18 protein-coding genes are annotated in these 23,478 nt (G+C 51.3%); 3 read left to right on the top strand and 15 right to left on the bottom strand.

The genetic code is table 11. The features are described from left to right. Positions 1-587: 587 nt before the first annotated feature. From lipA to polX, 15 genes are all read right to left on the bottom strand, one after another. Positions 588-1,481: a lipoyl synthase gene (lipA, locus tag K9N57_09990; protein ID MCF7804510.1), complete on the bottom strand. Its 894-nt coding sequence runs from the start codon at positions 1,479-1,481 to the stop codon at positions 588-590. Further along, positions 1,482-2,759 (bottom strand): 2-oxo acid dehydrogenase subunit E2, encoded by a 1,278-nt coding sequence (locus tag K9N57_09985; protein ID MCF7804509.1) that lies wholly within the window; start codon positions 2,757-2,759, stop codon positions 1,482-1,484. 47 nt (positions 2,760-2,806) lie between these two features. Continuing rightward, entirely contained in the window at positions 2,807-3,778 is a 972-nt protein-coding gene (locus tag K9N57_09980; GenBank protein MCF7804508.1) for an alpha-ketoacid dehydrogenase subunit beta, read from the bottom strand. Positions 3,779-4,160: 382 nt separating this feature from the next. Further along, complete coding sequence (locus K9N57_09975) at positions 4,161-5,192, bottom strand: thiamine pyrophosphate-dependent dehydrogenase E1 component subunit alpha (protein ID MCF7804507.1); 1,032 nt, start codon at positions 5,190-5,192, stop codon at positions 4,161-4,163. A 279-nt stretch (positions 5,193-5,471) separates the two neighbouring features. After that, the gene (locus tag K9N57_09970) at positions 5,472-7,424 is read right to left on the bottom strand and encodes a dehydrogenase E1 component subunit alpha/beta (GenBank protein ID MCF7804506.1); all 1,953 of its coding nucleotides are present in this window, start codon (positions 7,422-7,424) and stop codon (positions 5,472-5,474) included. 71 nt (positions 7,425-7,495) lie between these two features. Further along, positions 7,496-8,203, bottom strand: a complete 708-nt coding sequence (gene lipB / locus K9N57_09965; GenBank protein ID MCF7804505.1) for a lipoyl(octanoyl) transferase LipB — start codon at positions 8,201-8,203, stop codon at positions 7,496-7,498. A gap of 46 nt (positions 8,204-8,249) precedes the next feature. Then, entirely contained in the window at positions 8,250-9,656 is a 1,407-nt protein-coding gene (lpdA, locus tag K9N57_09960; protein ID MCF7804504.1) for a dihydrolipoyl dehydrogenase, read from the bottom strand. 121 nt (positions 9,657-9,777) lie between these two features. Then, complete coding sequence (nfo, locus tag K9N57_09955; GenBank protein MCF7804503.1) at positions 9,778-10,659, bottom strand: deoxyribonuclease IV; 882 nt, start codon at positions 10,657-10,659, stop codon at positions 9,778-9,780. A 475-nt stretch (positions 10,660-11,134) separates the two neighbouring features. After that, on the bottom strand, positions 11,135-11,710 hold the full coding sequence (folE, locus tag K9N57_09950) for a GTP cyclohydrolase I FolE (GenBank protein MCF7804502.1): 576 nt from the start codon (positions 11,708-11,710) through the stop codon (positions 11,135-11,137). A gap of 16 nt (positions 11,711-11,726) precedes the next feature. Next, complete coding sequence (locus K9N57_09945; protein ID MCF7804501.1) at positions 11,727-12,341, bottom strand: queuosine precursor transporter; 615 nt, start codon at positions 12,339-12,341, stop codon at positions 11,727-11,729. A gap of 91 nt (positions 12,342-12,432) precedes the next feature. After that, positions 12,433-12,846, bottom strand: a complete 414-nt coding sequence (locus K9N57_09940) for a 6-carboxytetrahydropterin synthase (protein MCF7804500.1) — start codon at positions 12,844-12,846, stop codon at positions 12,433-12,435. 4 nt (positions 12,847-12,850) lie between these two features. Continuing rightward, positions 12,851-13,522 carry an endonuclease III gene (gene nth, locus K9N57_09935; protein MCF7804499.1) on the bottom strand — a complete coding sequence of 224 codons (672 nt, stop codon included), beginning with the start codon at positions 13,520-13,522 and terminating at the stop codon, positions 12,851-12,853. After that, positions 13,519-14,385 (bottom strand): hypothetical protein, encoded by an 867-nt coding sequence (locus K9N57_09930; protein MCF7804498.1) that lies wholly within the window; start codon positions 14,383-14,385, stop codon positions 13,519-13,521. Before K9N57_09930 ends, nth begins: the two co-directional genes overlap by 4 nt. Positions 14,386-14,387: 2 nt before the next feature. Next, positions 14,388-15,488: a hypothetical protein gene (locus K9N57_09925; protein MCF7804497.1), complete on the bottom strand. Its 1,101-nt coding sequence runs from the start codon at positions 15,486-15,488 to the stop codon at positions 14,388-14,390. Positions 15,489-15,866: 378 nt separating this feature from the next. Continuing rightward, positions 15,867-17,588: a DNA polymerase/3'-5' exonuclease PolX gene (gene polX / locus K9N57_09920; GenBank protein ID MCF7804496.1), complete on the bottom strand. Its 1,722-nt coding sequence runs from the start codon at positions 17,586-17,588 to the stop codon at positions 15,867-15,869. A gap of 1,242 nt (positions 17,589-18,830) precedes the next feature. Between polX and K9N57_09915 the strand changes: the two genes are divergently transcribed. The 3 genes from K9N57_09915 (at position 18,831) to K9N57_09905 (ending at position 22,842) form a co-directional block, all read left to right on the top strand. Then, a complete protein-coding gene (locus K9N57_09915; GenBank protein ID MCF7804495.1) occupies positions 18,831-21,848 on the top strand; it encodes a DNA polymerase III subunit alpha in 3,018 nt (1,005 codons plus the stop codon). A 389-nt stretch (positions 21,849-22,237) separates the two neighbouring features. Beyond that, on the top strand, positions 22,238-22,477 hold the full coding sequence (locus K9N57_09910; protein ID MCF7804494.1) for a DUF433 domain-containing protein: 240 nt from the start codon (positions 22,238-22,240) through the stop codon (positions 22,475-22,477). Positions 22,478-22,485: 8 nt separating this feature from the next. Further along, positions 22,486-22,842, top strand: coding sequence for a DUF5615 family PIN-like protein (locus K9N57_09905; GenBank protein MCF7804493.1), 357 nt, complete (start codon positions 22,486-22,488; stop codon positions 22,840-22,842). The last annotated feature ends 636 nt before the right edge of the window (positions 22,843-23,478 follow it).

Raw genomic sequence — 23,478 nt, 5'->3', positions numbered from 1 at the left:
TCTGCTATCCGATCGGCGAAATAGAATCCGTTTATGCGTTCAAAGATCCGTAAAAGCGTCATGTTTTTCGAAAGAATAATATATACGCTGAATTGGTTTAATGCAATGCCGCTTGTGAGATACATATCAGTTTCATCTCAATTCCGGGAGGAATTGAGAACCAACGGTTCAACCCTAGTCCAGGCTTCTTGGTATCACATGCAAGTGGGTAGTACCGTTTGTGGGAATAATTTTTTGCTCAACGCCCACTACCGTCAATTAATGATCCACCCGTCCCTGGTGCGACTTTTCAATCATTTTTTTTATTCGAGCCCCGGGCTGCCCCGCGGGGATCCCTATGTGAAAGCCCGAGGCTATTCATCTGGCGCAAGATTGGCCTCCAAGGACAGAATTTTAGTCAAATTTCTCCTTTCCGTCTTGACTCTCCATTATTCATACTTCTATCAGGGAGGAGTCGGGTAAGTCAATTCAACATTGGGAATGGAAGTCGCCGCGGTGAAAACACTGTTTTTACATGAACACTTGAATACTATAAAACTGTAGTTCCCTATACCCTTATACCTTCTACCTAATACCCAAGCTCTTTCTTAGTTCAACACGCCGCTCGCCTGCTCGTCTGCGTGGTAGGAACTTCGAACCATGGGGCCGGATTCCACCACGTCGAAACCCATCCGCAGGCCGATATCGCGGTAATAGTTAAACTCGTCGGGATGTACGTATCGATCGACCGGTAAATGACTTTGGCTCGGCTGGAGATACTGTCCGATGGTCATGATATCAACGTCCACTTCCCGGAGATCCTGCATCAGTTTCACCACTTCCTGGGTCTCCTCGCCGATGCCGACCATAATGCCACTCTTGGTGCGCATGCCTTCTTGCTTGGCGCGATAGAGCAGCTCCAGTGAACGCGTATATTTTGCCTGGGGCCGCACCTTTTTATAGATACGTTCCACCGTTTCCATATTGTGGTTCAGGATTTCCGGCTCGGCGTCGATGACTATCTGCAGCGCGTCCCAGTTGCCCTTAAAGTCCGGGATGAGCACCTCGACCGTCAGGTCGGGCATAGCGTCGTGAAGACGTGTTATAGTATCTGCAAACACCGGAGCGCCGCCGTCCTTCCGTTCGTCGCGGTTGACGGAGGTCACCACCACGTGATTCAAATCCATCTTCAGCGCCGCGTCCACCACCCGCTTTGGTTCCTCTTCGTCCAGCATCGGCGGACGACCGGTCTTCACCGCGCAAAAACCACAGCTCCGGGTGCAGATGTCACCGAGAATCATAAAGGTGGCTGTACCCCGGTTCCAGCACTCGTTCATATTGGGACACTGCGCCTCCTCGCAGACCGTATGGAGGTCGTTGTCCGTCATCAAATTTTTTATATTCCGATAGCTCGAGTTCTGATGCAGCCGGATCTTCAGCCAGGGGGGCTTGCGCGAATCCTCCGCGTCGATCCGGGGAAACTCTTTCACTTCGATATTCATCTATATCAGTCCTTCTCCGTCGAATTCTTCAAGATATTGCACAATACGCTGGAGGAATTGCCCACCGATTGCGCCGTCTAGCACCCGGTGGTCATAACTGAGCGTCAGGTACATCATTGACCGGATGGCGATAGCGTCATTGATCACCACCGGCTTCTTTTTGATAGCACCCACGCCAAGAATCCCCAGCTGAGGTTGATTAATGATCGGCAGCCCGTACAGGTTCCCGAAAACCCCGGGATTGGTGATGGTAAACGTCCCGTTCTGGACGTCGTCCGGCTCCAGCTCCTTCATCCGGGCGTTTTCTGCCAGCCGTCGAATTTCTCTGGCCAGCCCAAGGAAACTGCGTTCGTCAGCACCTTTAATCACCGGGACAATCAGACCATCTTCGATTGCGACGGCCATTCCCAGATTGATAAATCGCTTCTCCAGGATTTGTCCTTTTTCCATATCCACCGAAGCATTCACCCGGGGGAAATCCTTCAGCGCCTTCACCGTCGCATACGCGATAAACGGTGTATACGTCAATTTGAAGCCCTCCTGCTTCTGGAAGGCGGTCTTGTTGGCTTCTCTGAAATCCACCACCTTACTCATATCCACTTCCGAGACGGAGTAGACATGTGCCGAAGTGTCCAGACTGGTGCGCATATGCCTGGCGATAGTCTTCCGCATGCTGTCCATCTCTACTACGTTCACGTTCTCCATGGAGCCGGTATACTTGATCGGCTCCACCGGTTTGGCCGGCGCGCGCTTCCCGCCTGTCTCGCCACGTTCCTCCAGGTACGCCAGCAGATCCTGTTTTCTGACTCTCCCACCGATGCCGGTGCCCTCGATAGACTCCAGTTCCGCCTGCGAAACACCTTCTTTGGAAGCAATAGACCGCACCAGCGGTGAGTAAAAATCTTTACCGGAGCGCCCTTTGGTCTCGACGGAGATTCCATCGTCCGAAGCCGCAATTTCTTCAGATTCTGCAGCCTTCGCTTCATCCTCTTCGGCAGATCCATTGGAAGTACCATCACCGGATTCGATATCCGCATCCTTCTCGGTCTCGATATACGCGATAGTGGTACCGACGTCCACGGTCTCGCCCTCTTCAACGACGATTTCGGCGAGTTTACCTTCGTGGGAAGACGGAATCTCAGAATCCACCTTGTCCGTGGAGATTTCCAGCAGGATTTCGTCCTGCTCGATTTCCTCGCCCGGCTGCTTGTGCCACTTGATGATGGTGCCCTCCGCGACACTCTCGCCCATCTGTGGCATCACGACTTCAACTCTCATATATGGCTCCTGCGTGGTTTTTCAGAAAAGTAAAGTTTACGTTCTTTCTAATAATTCCACAACTGCTGAATCCCGTCGGCGATTTTCTCCGGATTCGGCATGAAATACTCTTCCAGAGATGGGGCAAACGGGACCGGCGTGTCTATCGAAGCGATTCGCCGGATCGGTCCGTCCAACCATTCGAAGGCTTCTTCGGTAATCCGGGCGGAGAGTTCGGCGCCGATCCCGCCGGTCCTTACGTCCTCGTGTACAATTAACACCTTATTGGTTTTCTTGATCGACTCAATAATCAGCTCCATATCCAGCGGTATCAACGTGCGCAAATCGATGACCTCCACATCGATATCACCTTTCAGATTCTCCACCGCTTCCAAGCTGGCCGAGACCATCGAACCGTAGGTCAATACCGTGATATCCTTCCCTTCTCTGGCAATCCGGCCTTTCCCAATTTCCACCTCATAATCACCTTCCGGCACCTCCCCCTTCTCCCGGCGATAGAGATACTTGTGCTCAAAGTAGAGTACCGGATTTTCGTCTCGAATGGCCGCTTTGATCAGTCCCTTCGCGTCGTAGGGCGTGGACGGCGCCACCAGTTTGAGTCCCGGCACGTGAAAGAACCACGCTTCCGTATTCTGCGAGTGGAACGGCCCGCCGTGGATACCGCCTCCGGTGGGCATGCGGACAACCATCGGTACGTGTCCGCCCCAGCGATAGTGAATCTTCGCCGCGTTATTCACCAACTGGTTGAATCCGTTGGCCACGAAATCGGAGAACTGCATCTCCGCCACAGGACGCAGCCCCTGCAGTGCCGCTCCGATACTCATCCCCAGGATGGCGGTCTCCGCGATCGGCGTATCGATGACGCGTTCTTCGCCGAACTCGTCCAGAAATCCTTCCGTCACCTTGAACGCGCCGCCATACTCCCCGATATCTTCTCCAATCAGGAAGACCGAGTCGTCCCGGCGCATCTCCTCCCGGAGCCCATCACTGATAGCCTGGATGTAGGTTATTTCGGGCATTGGCTGTTACTCATAAATTTCCTAAGTATTAAACGGGCTTTTAGTTAAAATAACCTTGCACAACACAACTCACCCTCTTGGTCTCCCTCTCTTCGAAGAGAGGGAGAAACGCGATTTCAAAGATTCGGAGAGCCGTTCCCCTTCCTCTTTCGAATAAAAAGCGGCCAAGGGATGGAGTTGTATTTGTAGAAACGCTTTCATCGCAATATTTTTCCACTCAATAATATTTTAATTATTCTATGTCTCTTTACCCGACCCTTTCAGGATCGTTGACCCCTGAAAGGGTCTAATTCCCGGTGTCTGTCATTCGACAAGCTCAGGATGACACCCTACAGAGTCACTTTGATTCGTCGCGGCGAATTCGAAGAGTGCTTATAGTCTATCACTCCGCGAAAACCCCCTCCTTCGCCTCCGGCCCCTCAGGCGCCGGAGCCTCCAGTGCATACTCAAATGCTGCTTCCATTTCCGACTCGATTTTTTCGTCAATCGCTTCTTTAATATTCTCGGTCATTATTTCCCATGCTGCCAATTTTTCTGCGTACTTCGGCACGGGATCGTGCATTTCCCATTTTTGCATCATCTCCTCAGGAACGTATTTGGCGGCATCGTGCTCCGAGTGTCCCCGCATGCGCATGGTCTGACTTTCGATGAGCACCGGGCCGTCGCCGTTTCTCGCTCGTTCAACCGCCCACTTGGTAACGCGGTACATCTCTGTAGCATCAGTCCCATCCACCACGACTCCGGGAATCCCGTACCCGACCGCCCGCTTCGCCAACCAGTGGGTGTGGAACTGCTTCGCGTTCGGTGTGGAGTAAGCGTACTGATTATTTTCAATGATGTACACTACCGGCAAATCCAGTACCGATGCGGCGTTGATACCCTCATGAAAATCGCCGATGCTGGTGCTGCCGTCGCCGATAAAGTGGAGCGCAACCTGTCCCATTTTCCTGATCTTCGACGCCAACGCCGCACCGGACGCCACCGGAATCATGGCGCCAAGATGGCTGATCATACCCAGCGTATTAATTTCCGGATTCCCGTGATGTGCTCCGTTGTCCTTGCCGGCGGTTGGGCCCTCAGCACGCCCCAGATACTGGAGCGCCATTCTTTTCAACGATTCACCTTTGACGAAATGCGCTCCCAGATCCCGGTGCATCGGCGCAAGGATATCTTTGTCCTGCAGTGCATACGTTGCCCCAACAGATGTGGCTTCGTTTCCGGTTCCCAGGTATAGTCCTCCGACCATCTGTCCCTGGCGATACAAATTCGCCAGTCGCAGCTCGAAGGTGCGGGTCAGCTGCATGTAATAATACATCGCCAGATAATCGATCGTCTCCAGTATAGGGATTTCGGGAATTTCAGAATTTTTCGATTTGAATTGACTTAGAAATGATTTGACTTCGGATCGGTTCATGGGGGGATAGTTTTTTTAGTGTTAGAGTGCTCAGGTGTTCAAGTGTTCATGTTAAAAAGCGGGTTATGGTGTTATAGTAATACACCCTCTTAATCGTCATCTTACTCTTAATTGTTGTTCGTGGTTCGTTGTTAGTTGTTCTTTGCGTTTCCTTCGCGCCCTTAGCGGCTTTGCGTTTTACCAGTTTATCTGCGTGCTATTAGTTTCCCCAAAGCACAAACCGCCGATGACAGACGGGTCACCGACGGTAAAAATTGTTGAGCAGTATGTTGCACAGAATTAGAATGCAATCAGTTCCCTGAGCGCGTTCACGATATCGTCCTTCTGCGGGAGGATTACCGATTCCAGATCCCAGTTAAACGGGATGTGGCAATCTTCTGCTGCGAGCCGCTTCACCGGGCCGTCCAGGTACATAAAGCATTCATCGGCGATGCGGCTGGCGATCTCTCCGCCGAAGCCACCGGTGAGATTGTCCTCATGGGCCACCAATACCTTGTTGGTCTTTTGCACGGATTCGAAGATGGTTTCCTCATCCAACGGATTTAGCGTTCGAATATCTATAATTTCAACAGAGATGTTGTCCTTCGCCAGCTCTTTCGCAGCTTCCACCGATCTTTGTACCAGCGATCCCCAGGCGATGACGGTAACGTCCTCACCCTCACGAACCACATTGGCATGTCCGAAGGGTAGCAGATAGTCTTCGCCTGGTCCTGGCGAGGCAGAAAACTGCTGTCGGTACATCCCTTTCTGCTCCAGGAAGAGTACCGGATCGGGACACCGAATCGCCGTCTTCAGCAGACCTTTGGCGTCGGCAGCGTTGGACGGGAACACTACCCGCAGCCCAGGCATGTGCGAAAAATAGCCGTCAATGCTCTGGCTGTGATACAGTCCTCCGTGGATGTAACCGCCGACCGGCACCCGCACCACTACCGGTGCGCTCCAGTCGTTGTCTGAGCGGTAACGCAGCGTTGAGAGTTCGTTTCTGAGCTGCATCATCCCTGTCCAGATGTAGTCGCCGAACTGGATCTCCGCCACCGGAAGAAATCCCCGGGTTGCCAGTCCGATGGCGGTTCCCACAATGGTCGACTCCGCCAGCGGCGAGTTAAAACAGCGCTCATTTCCGAATTCTGTGGAAAGTCCTTTTGTCGCCGTAAAAACGCCACCCTTACCGTCCTCCACATCCTGACCGAAGACCAGTACTCTTTCATCCCGGCGCATCTCCTCGTGCAGCGCGTGGTTAATGGCATCCACCATCATAATTTTTTTCCCGGCCTCCGAAGGCTCCTTCAGCGCCGGAGGCTCATAATCCATGGCATACAGATTATCCGTGGCTGTCGATTTGTCCGGGAACGGTTGATCCAGCGCCCAGTTTGCCGCGTCGTTAATCTCCTGTTTGACTTCCGACTGGATCTCCTCCAAATCTTCCCCGGTGGCAAATCCTTCTTCCAGCAGCAACGATTCAAATTTTGGAATAGGATCCCGGTTCTGTTCCTCTTCCAGCTGCTCCTTCGTTTTGTACTTCTTGTGATCATCAGAGCTGGAATGCGGTAATAAACGGATAACATCCGCCACAACTACCGACGGACCTTCTCCATCTCTGGCACGCTTAACTGCCTGTTGTACCACTTCGTATGACTCGAAGAAATCAGTACCGTCCATCTCGAACCGCGCCAGATTTTCGTATCCCTGCACCAGATCGTAGATAGAACCGGCAGTCTGTTGCTTCTTATGGACGGAGATCGCAAAATGATTGTCCTCGACAAAGAAGATGAGTGGTAATTTCTCGCGTCCTGCGATATTCAATGCTTCGTGGAAGTCTCCCTGGCTGGTGGTACCCTCGCCGGAGCTCACCATAACGATCTCGTCGGTACTTTTCTTCAGGTTACCCATGGCGCAACCGGCGGCTTGCAGGTATTGGGTGCCGGTTGGACTGGATTGGGAAACGATGTGCAGTTCTGAGTCGCCGAAGTGCTGCGGCATCTGTCGTGCTCCGGAGGCGGGGTCGGCATCTCTGGACAAAAACTGCAACAAGGTATCTTTGGGAGTGACGCCGAGCGTCAGACAGAAGGTCAGATCCCGGTAATACGGATAGAACCAATCGTGGCCCGGCTGCATGGCGAATCCCAGCGCGATCTGGGCCGCCTCGTGTCCGGAAGTGCCGATGTGAAAATAGCTTTTCCCCTGCTTCAGCAGCGTGAGCATTTTGTTGTCCATGCCCCGCGCCAGGCGCATCAGTCGATAAACTTTCAGTAATTTATCCCGGGATAGCCCGGCCCTGGATTGCTTTTCCTTCGTTTGGGTACTCACAGCATAACCTCGGTTTTTTCATCTGTCACCGATTCAGTCGGTAAATTGGATTCTGCTTCCCGCACCTCGCATTCGAATACGTGTGCAAATTTTGAAAGGTAAATTTTTTGTACCGTTTCCAATGATGGTGCTTCGCCCAGGAGCGATTCCAGGGAGCAGACGCCCTTATGGAAGATCCCGCACGGAATGATCCGGCCGAAATATGAAAGATCCGTGGAGACATTCAGTGCGAAGCCGTGCATGGTGACCCAGCGGCTCACTTTGACGCCGATGGCTGCCACCTTTTCGTCGCTAACCCAGACGCCGGTATATTCTTCGTCTCTGGTTCCGGAGATATCAAATTCCGCCAGGGTACGAATAATCGTCTCCTCCAACTGTCGCAGATACCAGTGGACGTCCTTTTTATAATTCTCTAGATGCAAAATCGGATAACCTACCAGCTGTCCCGGGCCGTGATAGGTGATGTCGCCACCTCGATCGATTGGGACATATTCGGCATGTCTGGATTCCAGTTCCCGCTCGTCCGCCAGCAGATGATTCTCATCTCCGGCTTTGCCCAGGGTGTAGGTTGGATGGTGTTCGACGAATAATAATCTATCGCCTGTATTTCCGTCCACCCGATCCTGCAGCAGGGATTTTTGATATTCCCAGACCGGTCGGTATGGCTGTCTTCCCAGCCATTCGTATGTGACTGTTTTCGTCATCTTAGAAACGGGATTGTAGAAAAATTAGTCAAATTAATTTTATGCCTCAGAGATGAATGGCTTCGTCAAACGCGGCGCCGGTGGCCTCTTCGATGACTTCGGAGAGGGTGGGATGTGCATGCACGGTATTGTGCAATTCCTTCCATGTGGCCTCCAGAGATTTTGCTACACCGACCTCGGCGATGAGTTCGGTTGCCTCCGCACCGATGATGTGTGTTCCAAGGATCTCGCCGTATTTATTATCGATGACCATCTTCACGAATCCTTCGGTTTCACCGCTGGCGACCGCCTTGCCGTTGGGACGAAACTGGTATTTACCGATCTTCACGTCGTAGCCTTCGTCCTTTGCTTCCTGCTCGGTGAGGCCGATACTGGCGACCTGCGGCTGGCAATAGGTGCAGCCGGGAATCAGTGTGTAATCCAGCGTCACCGGCTCTTTGCCGGAGAAGCCTTCCACGCAGATGACACCCTCTTTGGACGCCACATGCGCCAGCCAGGGCGGGCCAATGACGTCGCCGATGGCGTACACGCCGTCAACTCCGGTGCGATAGTATTCATCGGTCACTACGTGTCCATTGTCCACTTCCACACCGAGGTCTTCTAGGCCGATGTTCTCCACGTTGCCCTGCACGCCGATGGCCATAAGCGCCTTGTCAGCCTTCAGCGTCTCCTCTTCGCCATCTTTGGACACCGTAACCTCCACACCATCTTTTGTGGTCTTCACGGATTCGACTTTCGTATCAGTCCTGATATCCATACCGGCCTTTTTGAAGGCTTTACCCAGCTCTTTGGAAATATCTTCATCCTCCACCGGTACGAGATTCGGCATCATTTCAACAATGGTTACATCGGTGCCGAAGGCGTTATAAAAATAGGCGAACTCCACGCCGATAGCGCCGGCTCCCATGACGATAAGCGACTCCGGTTGTTCCTCCAGGTTCATGGCTTCCCTGGAGCTGATCACTTTCTCTCCATCGATTTCCACGTCAGGAATAGTGCGGGGACGCGCGCCTGTCGCAATAATAATGTGATCGGCGTTGACGGTCGCCGTCCCATCCGAACCGGACAGTTCGACTTCTAAAGTATGGGCGTCTGTAAATTTCCCTGAGCCCTTGATGTACTCAATCTCGTTTTTCTTGAACAGGTACTCAACGCCCTTAATCTGTTTGATGGAAATCTTCCGGGAACGCTTGATGATCTTGGAAAAATCGTACCCGACCTCTTTGGCGGAAAGCCCGTATTCGTCGGCATGTTGAAACGTTTCGTACAGTTCGGCGCTCCGCAGCAGCGCCTTCGTGGGAATACACCCCCATTTGACGCAGATGCCTCCCAAATCTTCGCGCTCGACGACGGCCACTTTGTGTCCCAACTGGGCGGCACGAATCGCCGCGACATATCCACCGGGGCCTCCCCCTAAGACAGCAACATCAACGGAATATTCATTCTCTGGCATTAAACGACCCTTTATTTAAAAGTATTACAAATAATTGCGCTTGCGATATTTATTAATCCGAACAGGTAAACTACTTGTCCCCTCCATTTAAATCAACTGCAATCCCTGAACCGGGAGTGACTCAGTTCTCATCAATTGCAGGGCCAGTGGCCTCGGATGTCTGTCCCACCAAGCCTCGCATCGCCTCGAGATTCTTCATGAACCAATCGTCTCCTCCCGGCGTCTCAAGTACCATAGGAATATCGGTGAACCGTTCGTCATTCAAGAGCAGCCGGAACGCCTCCAGGCCGATGTATCCATTGCCGAGGTTCTCGTGTCGATCTACACGGGAATTGTACGGCTTTTTGGAGTCGTTCACGTGGAAGGCCTTCAGCCAGTCGAATCCGATGACCTTTTCGAATTCTGTCCAAGTTTGTTCGTAGGTGTTCTTCGTTCGGATATCGTATCCCGCAGAAAACATATGGCAGGTGTCCATACAGATGCCGACCCGGGATTTATCCTTCACGTTTTCCATAATTTCCATCAGCTGCTCATAGGTGTAGCCAACATTCGTGCCCTGGCCGGCGGCGATCTCCAGTAACGTAATCACCGAGGCACCCGGCGTTTCTTTATGGGCCCAGTTCAGGCTGTCGGCGATGGTATCAATCGCATGTTGTTCGCCAGCACCAAGGTGGGAACCCGGATGAAAGATTAACAGGTCTATTCCCAGTTGATGGCAACGATCGATCTCATTCTTAAAAGCATCTCTGGACTTTTCCAGATTATCATCCTCCGGCGATCCCAGATTGATCAGATACGAATCATGGGTCATCACCGAAGATGGCCGGCGCGATTCCATGCATTCCTTGAATTTTTTCGCATCTTCATCGACGATGGGTTTTGCGCTCCACTGCATCTGGTTTTTGGTAAACACCTGGATGGCGTCGCAGCCGAGTTCCTCGCCCCGGAGAGGCGCCTTATAAATCCCTCCTGCTATTGAAACGTGTGCTCCGAATAAACTCATAATCCCCTACTTTTACTTCAGTGTTAACGTGTTAATGTGTTCGAGTGTTTAGGTTGCAATGTGTGTTAATGTATTATCGTGTTAGAGTGCTATAGTTAAAGACGGTCATGCGTCGTGCGTCCTCAGTCCCGTGTCCCGTCAGCGGTAGGTAAAATGGCTTTGTTAGTGTAGTTCCCGTTCTTTGATTTGTGATTTCTTGCGTGTGATTTCATCTCCTCAGACTGTTCAATTGCCCAGAGGTGACTGGAATCGGTTTTTTACCACCCACTACCAACAACGAACAATTTTTTCCTTTCTCCTTTCGCCCTCCTGCTTTCTCTGCTATCCCTATACCCCTATACCTTATATCCGGTTTTTCGCAATACGCAGTACGTAATACTTTTCCTCTCTCCTTCCTTAAATAAGAACCTGCTAAAGCAGGGACTATCAACGGATTTTTTATACCTTATACCCTATACCCTTATACCTATTTCATTCAAATCTGCCCGAAGTTTACCAGCGTTAAAAACTCCTCCCGCGTTCGCTGATCTTCGCCAAAAACGCCGAACATGGCGCTGGTGGTGGCATAGCTGTTTTGTTTCTCCACACCGCGCATCTGCATACACATATGCCGACCTTCGATAATAACGCCGACACCCTGCGGATGCAATACCTCATCAATGGTATTGGCGATCTGCTGGGTCATCCGTTCCTGTACCTGCAGCCGACGGGAATACATATCCACAATCCGCGGAATCTTGGAGAGCCCAATCACCTTGTTATCCGGAATGTACGCTACATGCGCCCGGCCGAAAAACGGCAGCAGGTGATGCTCGCACATGCTAAAAAAGTCGATATCCTTAATGGTGATCATCTCATTGTACTCGACGTCAAACAGCGCGTCGTTCACCAGGTCATCCAAATCCAGATTATAGCCTTTGGAAAAATAATTCCACGCGTCCGCCACCCGTCGCGGCGTCTCCAACAGCCCTTCCCGCTCGGGATCCTCACCGATATTTTTCAGCAGTTGCCGGGTTAATTCTCTGGTACTTTTCAATTCCTGTTCATCCATTGCACATCCCTCTGTGTTACCCTTCCGTCACCTGCGTTGAAACCTCCGCCGGCTCCGGAGAGCGGCCCATAATATATTTATTTATCAGATATCGCCCCAGGTACGCCAGCGGCGTATCCAGTAGTGCTGCAAAGAATTTAAAGATATAGGCGTAAAAGATCGTCTGAATCATTTCCATGATTCCCATGGACCCCCAAAATGTGAAGACGATCACCGCGGTGGAATCCACCAACTGGGAGGTCATCGTTGAGGCATTATTTCGCAGCCAGAGATGTTTGCCTTTCGTGAGCCGCTTCCAGAAGTGAAACAACTGCACGTCAACAAATTGTGCGGTCAAATATGCGGCCATCGATGCCAGAGTGCCGCGCACCATATAGCCGTAAATCCCCTCATACAATCCCGGATCTTCTGTAATGGATGCCATAGGTGCAAAGTGTCCGGCTGTGACCATAATTATGATAAAGATACTGGCGATGAATCCGATAAAGACCACAAAATTGGCGCGCTTTCTCCCGTAGACTTCTGAGATTAAATCGGTAGCCAGAAAGGTTGCCGGATACGGCAGCACGCCAACCGGAATAATCAGTCCAAAGATATTGACGAACTTGGAAACCCCGATGATGTTCGCCATCACCAACGCACTGATAAAAACGGCGGCTAAAAGCAGAAACAATTTTTCTGAGAGGGGAAATGCCGGTTCGTTGTGCTGGTACTCTGCCGAGTTACTCTTCGCCACGATAGACAGCCCAGTTGTTTTCGGTTTCCAGCAGACGAACTTCGTGGAGAATATCCGGTAAAACCGATTCGAGTTGATTATAAAAAGCGATAGCCAAATTCTCGGCCGTTGGGATAATACCTTCCAGAAAATCCACGTCGTAATTCAGATGAAAATGGTCCACCTTATCAATGAGGTGGGTATTTACCAGCTCTTTTAGCTGCTTTAACTCATAGAGCATCCCGTCGTCCATATTCACCTCGCCCCGAATGGTCACGTACAATTCGTAATTATGACCATGGCCGTTCGGTCGAGCACATTTTCCAAAGATTGCGTAATTCTTTTCGTCATCCCAGGCCGGATTCCGAAGCACGTGCGAAGATTCGAACCGGAACCGCTTGGTCAGTTCAACTGTCGGCATAATTTTACTCCTCTTCAATCACTCCGGATGGACAATATTCGAACAATACACATTCCCCGCATTGGGGCGATCGCGCTTTGCACACTGCACGCCCGTGGTCGATAATCAAATGCGCCCACTGCGTCCAGTCATCTTTGGGCACCAGTTCCTGCAGGTCGTACTCGATCTTCTCCGGATCCGTCTCGGTCGTCAATCCCAACAGGCGACTGATTCGCTTTACATGGGTATCCACCACCAATCCGGGAATCTTGTGGGCGACTCCAAGGATGACGTTGGCGGTTTTGCGACCGACTCCCGGCAGATCAGTCAGTTTTTCCATGGATTGAGGGACTTCCCCGCCATACTCGTCGATAACGCCGGTGGCGAAGCCTTTGATCGATTTGGCTTTATTCCGGTAAAAGCCGGTGGAGCGAATATCCTGTTCCAGTTCCTTGATATCCGCCGAAGCGTAATGTTCGGGCGTTGGGTATTTTTTGAACAAATCCTTCGTAACCTTGTTCACCCGTTTGTCAGTGCATTGGGCGGACAATATCGTTGCCACTGAAAGCTCAAACGGATTCGTAAAATTTAACGAGCACTTTGACCCGGGGTATTCCCTCTTGAGTTCCTGAATAATCTTTTTTGTGCGCGCCTCACGATCAGCGAGGGATTCATTCGGAATCTGCTTCGGTTTCATTCGTCCTCTGGTTTTTTGTAGTGTTCGGAGTAGAGTCTCAGCAGCGTATGCATCCTGCGCAGCTGAGAATTTTTTTCCGCCCGGGTAAAGCGCATCACCATAATGCGGAGCATCCGTTCGACGATATCCGTATCGGTTACCGGTTCCAGGTAGTATTCCCGGAAACCGGCGCCGGTGCGGATACAAAATCGTTGGACGGCCGCCCGGCCAAGCATCCGCCCTGCGTAAAACGGATCGACATACGGCTCACTCGTCTCACCGGCACCGCCAGTGAATTTCAGCATAAAATGGCCGGGGATACCGACGCCGGCCAATGGGATATCCACCCGCCGGGCGACCAGAAGATATAAAACAGACAGGCTGATGGGAAGCCCCACCTTCCGATCCAATAACCGATTCAGGAAAATATTGTCCACCTCATAATAATCTGCCGTGTTTCCCGTATACCCGAAGGTATTGCTTACCACGCCAACCAGGCGTCGCACCTTGTCGATCTCTGAATCGGTGGGTTGTATTCGCTGTTCCGTGTGTTTCGCTAATTCGTCGATCTTCCCCGTATAAAAATCCACATCCACCGCAGGATATCCGATGCGGGCGATCAACCAGGTCATCTCCTCCAAATCCAGTTCTCTGCCCTGATACCGCTGGAGAGTGTTGATCCATTTGGATTCAAACTCCTGCTGGTGAATTTCCCGGAGAATCAGCGTTGCCTGGCCTATGCGGTCTTCATCCCGCTCCTCAACGACATTTTCCAAATACGGAATCGCGTTATTTCCGTATTCAAGGAGCCGTTGGCGAACGTCGGAATAGACCTGTTCGTCGTCCAGCAGATCGATCAACGCCTGAAGTTCCGAATCTGACATGGCTACCTTGCGTCGGTTTGAGCTGTTACTTTACCGGCTACGTGGGTCTCGTCCATCCGGATTTGGACATCCATGGGAAAATCTTCCAGATACCGGGATTTCACGTATCCGAGCCCTACAGCTCCGGCTCTCTGCGGTAATTTCGCGTAACTGGTGAGCGTTCCGACCGGCCGGTCACCATTCGAGATGTCTAGCGGAAGACTCATATCCATAGAAATCTCCCCGATGAATTCAAGATGACAGAGCTGCTGCTTGACCTTATCGTAATTCAGCGTTCGGGCGATCACCTCCTGGCCGGTGAAGCAGGTACTCATATCCAGTGGCGTCTCCAGATGAGCCTCCACCAAGGTATATTCGTCCGTAATTTCGTTCGGATATTTCGGGATGCCCGCACGGATTCGGGCGATATCGTAGGCATCGTATCCCACCGGTTGCCAGTCTGTGTTCGACTCTTCCAGCAAATCCCACAGGTCACCACTCACATCTCCGGGACAGAATACGTGCACATCATTTCCGGAGATATCGTTGACGCTGGCGATGTAGATTGTCTCCCCGGCTACTTCAGCCTGGTGCATCGCGTAAAGCGACGAATCGCGCACATCGATGGAAAATACGTCGTTCACCAGAGATGGCGCTTGCGGACCGCTCAGCTGGAGCAGTATCCAGGAATCGCTGGTCTCATCAAAATTTACGTCTTCCTTAAAGAAGATATACCCGGAGAAGTGCTCAATGATATGCTCCGGAGCGCCGGGAGAGGTGACCATCGTCAGATGATCGTCGTGTGGCTTATATACGGTGACCCAGTCCACGAATCGTCCTTCGGCGGTGGTCACCACTGTTTCCATGCCCTGGTGATTTTCTAGATCATTTATTGGCGCGGAGGTCATCCGGTGCAGAAAATCCTGCGCCGTGCCGCCAGAGACGTTGATGCGGCCGTAATGGCTCTTATCGATGACGCCGCAGCTGTTTTCCAGCGCGTCCAGTTCGGACTGGATATCGCCGTAGTGAGCCGGGAGACGCCAATCGTTTACCTCTGTCCATTCGGCACCATGAGCAGAGTGTTGTTTCTTAAAAGCGAGTTGATTTATAGTGGTTACTGTCATTGTATCTCAATTCTTTTGGAATTGTTTAAGGATATCATCCCACCGTGGCGTGATGGTATCTTCTTTTTATTTGACCTAATTAATCCTCCAATGTTTGTAGAGACGTTTCATGGAACGTCTTTACAGGATATCGTCCCTGTGTCAAACCCGAAAGTAAAGTCGGCCCCAGAAATTTCCGTTCCTGTCATGGTATTTGAACCGTCTTCGGTAGAGACATGCCATGCTTGTCCCGAGTGGCCGGGAGCTTGTCTCTACATAAAATGATTCCAATTTCCTGTATCATATCGAATCCCGTTATAGGTATTCAGCGTACAGGACAGAAATCTCAGGGCTATTCTATTTTCGCACACCCTCCCTGGCACGTCTCTGCTCTTCAATTCATTTCTTCTCAAAAAACTCCCGCACCTGCTCCACATCCCAGGCATTAATCACGTCCTCCTTCGTGAACCATCCCTTGCGTGCGATGCCGACACCGTAGCGAACATGGCTCATCCCGTCGATACTGTGGGCATCCGGATTGATGGAAGTCTTGATACCGTGTTCCCGTGCCAGTTTGCCGAGACGCCAGTCCAGATCCAGCCGGCGGGGATTCGCATTGATTTCGATGGCGGTTCCGGCTTCACCCGCCGCTTCGATAACCGCCGGAAGATCCACGTCATACTCATCTCTGGCCAGAAGGAGCCGTCCGGTCGGGTGTCCCAGAATTGTGGTATATTTGTTCTCCACCGCCTTGATGAGCCGCTCGGTCTGCTTCTCCCGGGTGAGGTTAAACGTGCTGTGCACCGACGCGATGACGAAGTCGAACTGCTCCAGGATATCGTCCTCGTAATCCAGGGAGCCGTCCGGCAGAATGTCGCTCTCGATACCCCGGAAAATGGTGAAACCCGGGAATTCCTCCTGCACCTTGGCGATCTCTTCCCACTGCTTTTTCAGGCGCTCCGGCTTTAGTCCGTTGGCGTAAAAGGCCGTCTGACTGTGATCGGTGATACCGAGGTATTCATATCCCTGGTCGATACAGGCTTCCACCCATTCCTTCACGCTCGGGACGCCGTCGCTGTAATGGGTGTGGACGTGGATCATGCCGCGGATATCATCTTCCGCAACTAATGCGGGAAATTCATTCTCTTTGGCGAATTCGATCTCGCCGGTGTTTTCGCGGAGTTCCGGTGGGATGGATGACAGTCCCAGCGCCTCAAAGATTTCCGACTCGTCGGCGCATTCCACCAGTTCGTCCTCATTGCGGAACAGCCCGTATTCGTTCATTTTCATATCCATGGATTTCGCCAGAGATCGCATGGCCGTATTATGCTCCTTGCTCCCGGTGAAGTGGTGGAGCGCATACGGAAACTGTTCATCCGACACCAATCGCAGATCGGCGTTGATGCCGCTCTCCAGCCGGACACTTGTTTTGGTCTCGCCGCTGCCAATGATGGTGTCGACGCTCTCCAGCTCGGTGAATTCCCGCATGATCTGCTTGCGATCCCTTTCGGCGCAGCTGGCGACGATATCCGCGTCCTTCACCGTCTCCCGGTGTCGCCGCAGGCTCCCGGCCAGCTCCGCCCGGATGACCTTGTCATGCCCCTTGACGAACTTAATTAATGGCTCGGCCGCCTCCATCACCTCGTCGATGAGCCAGCGCTCCTGGTACTTCTTGATAAATTTGATGCCGTCCAGGATCTTTTCCTGGGTCTTGGCGCCGAAGCCTTCCAGATCCACCAGCCGGTTCTCCTGGCAGGCGTATTCCAGCTCGCCAACTTTCGTAATTTCTAACTCATTCCAGATCTTCTTCACCTTCTTCGGGCCGAGTCCGGGGATCTCCAGAATTTTGAAGAGTCCTTCCGGAATTTCCGACTTCAGCTTCTCGTAGTACTCGAGTTTGCCGGTCTGCACCAGTTCTGTAATCTTCTGGGAGAGCGCTTCACCGATTCCCTTCACATCGCCGATCTCCCCATTTTCCACCAGATCGGTGATGTCCTCGGTGAGCGTTTCGATGGTTCGGGCGCCGTTATAATATGCCCGGGCTTTAAAGGGATTTTCGCCTTGAAGCTCCATCATCGTCCCGATTTCGTTCAAGACTTTTGCCACATCTTTTTTTGTGATTTCAGCCAAATGAATGCTCCCGGGAATCCCCGTATTGCGATTGGTTCTCAATAGCAAATTATAATACGGATTGTACCGTTTTGTTTCAAACCGAATTCGGTGACGACAGTGTTATTGTGTTTGAGTGTTCAGGTGTTAGAGTTAATTATTTTCTAATCTTAATCATACTCTCCCCGCAGGGCTCCCTTTGGGATAATCTTAATCGATTTTTCCAAGAAGAAAACCAAAATTAAAAATTTAAGATGGGAATCTTTTGCCTTAATGGGGCAATATGAGAATAGCCCCGTCCCACCCGAACGGGATAGGGATTAGAAAATTTAAAAAAATTATCAAGATCCACCGAAACAACAGTAAATCATTCTAGTTATTACCCGTTTTGTCTTGATACAAAACGGGTAGAAAAAATCAAGGAAACTCAGAACTCGCACTTCTACACCGACAGATGGTCTTTTATAATATTATCCCAAGTATCAATAATCCGCTCATTTTCTATCCGGGTGCTCAAACACTGAGTTTCCGTTTAAGTTCGATGGGTGTACTCTAAAAAGTACATTCCCATTTGGTAATTTAAGTCACTAATGGAAAATAAGAAGAATATGAATAGCCCCGGCATTTATGCCGGGGTAAATAAGGGTATATAATATAATAGAGGGGCTTCAGCCCCTTTTTAGAGCAGACTCTTCGATTTTATTGACTGGATCTTGCTTACCTTTTTCCGGTAATATGGCCTTCAAATCAATTTCGCTCTATTGGCCAATGACCGGAGGACTGCTCAAACCAGGTGTCTGATAACAGCGTTCCGGCAGCAGTTTAAAAAACGCATGGCAAGGCCCAATAAACACAAGAGTTAATGGTTTTAACTGGCCTCGCTTTCAATTTTGGGCACCGCGGGAACGAGTGGCGAAAAGCGAGAACCGGCTGTTTGACCGAAGGGAGTTCCGGTTCTCGCCCGGCACGAGTGACTTCAGCGGTCAAAATTGAAAACGTCGCCTTGATTTTTTCGCCCTTTTGGATCAAGCCAAAAGGGCAGGAAAAGAAAGGAGTGTGAGGTTCGAAAAAGCGCCGAAGATTAGATTTTTAAAAAATGAAAAATCCACCTCACCCCAACCCCCTCTCCTTGGCAAGGAGAGGGGCTAAAACCAAATACCCAAACAAATAATCGACATTCCCGTTGCATTTCATTCCCCCGATCCCATAACTTATTCGTACAAAAGGCGAACAAAACTATTTCAGGCAGATCCGATGTTTATCCATCTCAACGTACACTCCACATACTCACCGATGCACGGGATCGCTTCCCAGGAAGATTTGATATTCAAGGCGCTTGAGTGCAACATGTCCCACCTGGCGCTGACCGAAGTCAACGGCCTGTGGGGATTCATTAATTTCGTCAAAGAAGCCCGGCATTACGACATTAACCCCATCGCCGGGACGAACCTGCTCACAGATGATCTGGATTTCATCCTCCTGGCGGAAAACCAAACCGGCTACGAGAATATCTGCCACATTCTCTCGGTGCTCCATCACGAAGAATCCGATGATATGCTGGAGACAGTAATCAAATATCAGGAAGGCGTATTTATCCTCTGCTCTATCCCAGCGATGTTGCAACGGCTGGCGGAGCGTATTCCCGGCGATCACCTGTTTGCGGAACTCCGTCCCGGGGCCCCGACCCGTGAACTGCTCGATGCCGCCCGACAACTCAACCTCGATCCGGTAGCGACTGGCAACGTCTATTTTCTCACTCCGGACCAGCAACCGCTGCACCGCCTGCTGCGGGCCATCGACGGGAACTGCCGCCTCGACGATCTCGCCGATGACGAGGTAAAATCCACCGCGCATTATTTCGTCACGGAGGCAGAGATGCATCGCCGATATCCGCAATATCCCGAAGCCATCGAGAACACTTACCGCCTTGCCAAACGCTGCAAAACGGACTGGAAGTACGACGGCTCCATCTTCCCGGAGACGGCGCCGGATAAACTCGAAAAGTCGACTCACAAATTGCGCCAGCTGGTGCAGAATGGGGCCCGGGAACGATACGGTTATCTCAGTCCGGCAATACAGGAACGCATCGACCGGGAGATGTCGCTGATTACGGAGAAGGGATTCGCGCCATACTTCCTGGTGGTCCGGGACATTGTGCAGCAGGCGACCAAAACTGTGGGACGCGGCAGCGCGGCGGCCTCCATCATCAGCTACTGCCTGGGGATCACCCAGGTCGATCCCATCAAGTACAACCTGTACTTCGAACGGTTTCTCCACGAGGAACGCGTCGATCCGCCGGACATCGACATCGACTTCGCGTGGGATGAGCGGGATGACATTCTGGATTACGTCTTTGCGAAATACGGCGAGACCCGGGCGGCTATGGTGAGCAACCAAGTGAGGCTGCAACCGCGGTCGGCGGTGCGCGAGGCGGCCAAGGTGTACGGGCTTTCCAATGAAGAAATCAACGCCATCACCAAGCGATTGGGCTATCGATCCGTTATCGGCGATAACCTGCTCGACACGGTTCGAAATGACAATCACTTTCGGAATCTGCATCTGAGCGAAACCCTGGAAAAGGTGTTGGCGCAAAGCGAACGAATCCTTGGCGTGTTCCGGCACTCATCAGTCCACTCCGGCGGCGTGGTCATCGTACCGGAAGATATCCGAAGATACGTACCAGTGCTGCGCGCCACGAAAGGCGTTCAGATCGTGGAATGGGAAAAGGATCAGGTGGAGGACGCCGGCCTGGTGAAGATCGACCTGCTGGGCAATCGCTCCCTGGCGGTGGCCCGGGACGCGTTAGAGCAGATCAATGCGAATAACGGGACGCATCTCAAATATGATGACATCAACGCTGTCGAAGACCAGCGCACGGTGGAGATGATGGAAGCCGGGCAGACCACGGGCGTGTTTTATATTGAAAGCCCGGCGACCCGCCAGCTCTTGGCCAAAGCGGCACACGTCGATTTCGAGCACGTGGTGATCTACTCGTCGGTGATCCGTCCGGCGGCGAACCGCTATATCGATGTGCTGATTGAGCGAATCCACGGTGAGCCGTGGGAGCTCATCCATCCGGATCTGGACTTTCTGAATGAGAGCTATGGAGTGATGGTCTACGAAGAGCAGGTCTCCATCACCGGCCGCGTGATGGCTGGGATGTCGTATCAGGAGTCCGACCGGCTGCGGAAAATTATGTCCAGAAATGCTCGTCCATGGGAGATTGAGGAAATCACGGATCGCTTTTATGATGGCGCACGGGAGCACGGTTATGACGAGGAACTCATCGATCAGATATGGGATATGATCAAGAGTTTCAGCGGTTACTCATTCAATAAGCCGCACTCGGCAAGTTACGCTATGCTCTCGTTCAAATGCGCCTACCTGAAGGCCCACTATCCGGCGGAATTCCTGGCGGCGGTGGTGACCAATCAGGGCGGATTTTACTCGGCCTACGCCTATCTCAGTGAGGCGAAGCGGTTAGGCGTTTCCCTTCGGTTGCCGGATATCAACGAGAGCGAGATGGGTTATCTCGGCGACGGTGATACCATCCTGATTGGATTCATGCAGATCAGCGAGATCAATCAGAAGAGCCTCGAGGCGGTGCTCGACGAGCGCGAAGCTCACGGCGATTTCACATCGCTGGGAGACTTTCTGAGTCGGGTCTCTATCCCATTGGAGGATGTAAAACTGCTGATTAAGGCCGGGTGTTTTGATCGGCTGGCTCCCGACCGCTCCCGCCCGGAACTCACCTATCAGGCGATGGAATACTATTACCGAAAATCTGCCTCGACCATCATGCAATCCGTCGGCGCCGATGCCGAGCCGCCGGCAATGCCGGAGGTGGAGGAACGGGACGCCTACCGCATGGAGATCGAGTCGTTCGGCTTTCCGGTATCCCAGCATCCGCTGGATCACTACGAGTGGTACGTCGGGCCGCGCACCATCAAAGCACGAAATATTGGAGCGTACGTGGGCAAGCGCGTCAATCTCGCGGGGATTAACATCACGCGGAAGGCTATCCGCACCCGGGGCGGCGAGCGAATGGAGTTTCTCACCTTCGAGGATCAGACGGATATTTTCGAGTGCGTCCTGTTTCCGGAGGCTTACGAGCGGTACAACGATCTGGTGCGCTGGGAGCAGCTGTTTGTGCTTCAGGGAACCGTCGAGGAAAACTTCGGTGTGTACTCAGTAACAATTCATAAGATGCAGAGTTTGGACCGGTCACTGGAGAAGTGGAAAAAGCGGAAGGGCTCGGCGGCGTTTGCCTAAATTGATGTTTGGTTTTTTTTAGCCCCAACGGGCTCCCTTCCGGGGAAAGTGTGCAAAAATCCGGCGGCTCGCCTGTATGGAACACTTGGACATTAAATTGTTTATAGAGCATTTACACCGTCTTTTTAATTACCCGTTTTGTCTTGATACAAAACGGGTAGAAAAAATCAAGGAAACTCAGAACTCGCACTTCTATACCGACAGATGGCCTTTCATAAAATTGCTGCCAGCCCAGATAATCCTTCCACTTTCTATTCGGGTGCTCAGACACTGAGTTTCCGATCAAAACAACAGAAAAACTGGCCTCGCTATGAATTATAAACATCAGCAATCAGGTAATTCTTTGTTCCGGTCGTTATGTATATTATTTTTTCTAAGAGGAGGCGACAATGAAAAATTCCTACGAAGACCATATCCATTCTGACCCCGACATCATGTTGGGAAAGCCGGTGATAAAAGGGACGAGAATCCCGGTCGAATTAATCCTGAGAAAATTAGGCGGAGGAATGGAGATAAAAGAATTGCTCCGGGCGTATCCGCATATCACCCGTGAAGATATTCTTGCCGCAATTTCCTATTCGGCGGAAGTTATTGGCACCGAAGAAATGGTTGAGCCTGCGGATAAATAAGGTGCTCAATGTTACGGTTTCTTATCGATGAAAGCGTCGATTTTCGCCTAACCACGTATTTGACTGAGTCCCCACATCTACGTTGGTCTGCAATTGTACAGGATTCCCCCGGTATTAGTGACGATGCTATATTACAACAGGCCCATGAAACCCAATCCATTCTCATCACGGAAGACAGTGATTTCGGTGAGTGGATTTTTGTCCATCGCCAACAATCAAGCGGCGTCATCTTTCTCAGATATCACCCGACAGATATTCAAAAAATTGGGCGCACTCTCAATACAGTGATCAAGGAATATGGCGACAGCTTATACCGGAAGTTCGTTGTTGTTACCACTGATAAAATTCGGATTCGGGAGATATAATCCGTAGTAATTTATTTGAGATCAAAATCGTATATATAAGCTCTGAATGGGCGATAGATGAATAGTCCCGTCAGAGCGACAGATTGTTCTTCTCTCACACTTTTTTAGAATCCCAACGGCATCCCTTCCGGGGAAAGTGTGCACCGAAACCACCTCTGGTGTGGTGGAATACTTGGTCATAAATTAGTTTCGAGGACATCCCTACCAAGGACTCCCTCCTACAAAAATCTTTTTTTAAGGTACTTTTGTCCAGCCACAAAAGTACCCAAAAAGGCCCGAAAACTCAGAACTCGCACTCCTACACCGACAGATGGTCTTTCACTCTATATTTTCTAATGGGAGGTCCACTTTTAAAATTTCTATTCGGGTGCTCAGACACTGAGTTTCCGGTTAACACCAACCAGTTGGGCTCGGAATCCCCTGTATTACTGCTTACTGGCCTTGCTATTTATTTTTTCTTCACTTTTGTCCCATAGGGATCCCTTTGGGGTATCAAGACAAAAGTGAAATAAAAGAAAGATCGAAGGCCACTCTTCCTCGTAGAGCTCCCTGTCAGACGACAAGATCAGAGTAATTATATAATTCCCCTCTTGTTTCTCACATTCCCGATTCATTACATTACGTATGTTCACTTTT

It is taken from the genome of Candidatus Neomarinimicrobiota bacterium (genome assembly GCA_021734025.1).
Taxonomy (GTDB): domain Bacteria; phylum Fidelibacterota; class JAANXI01; order JAANXI01; family JAANXI01; genus JAANXI01.
Note: the sequence above shows the minus strand (reverse complement) of the source record. Positions and strands in the feature narration are given on the sequence as shown.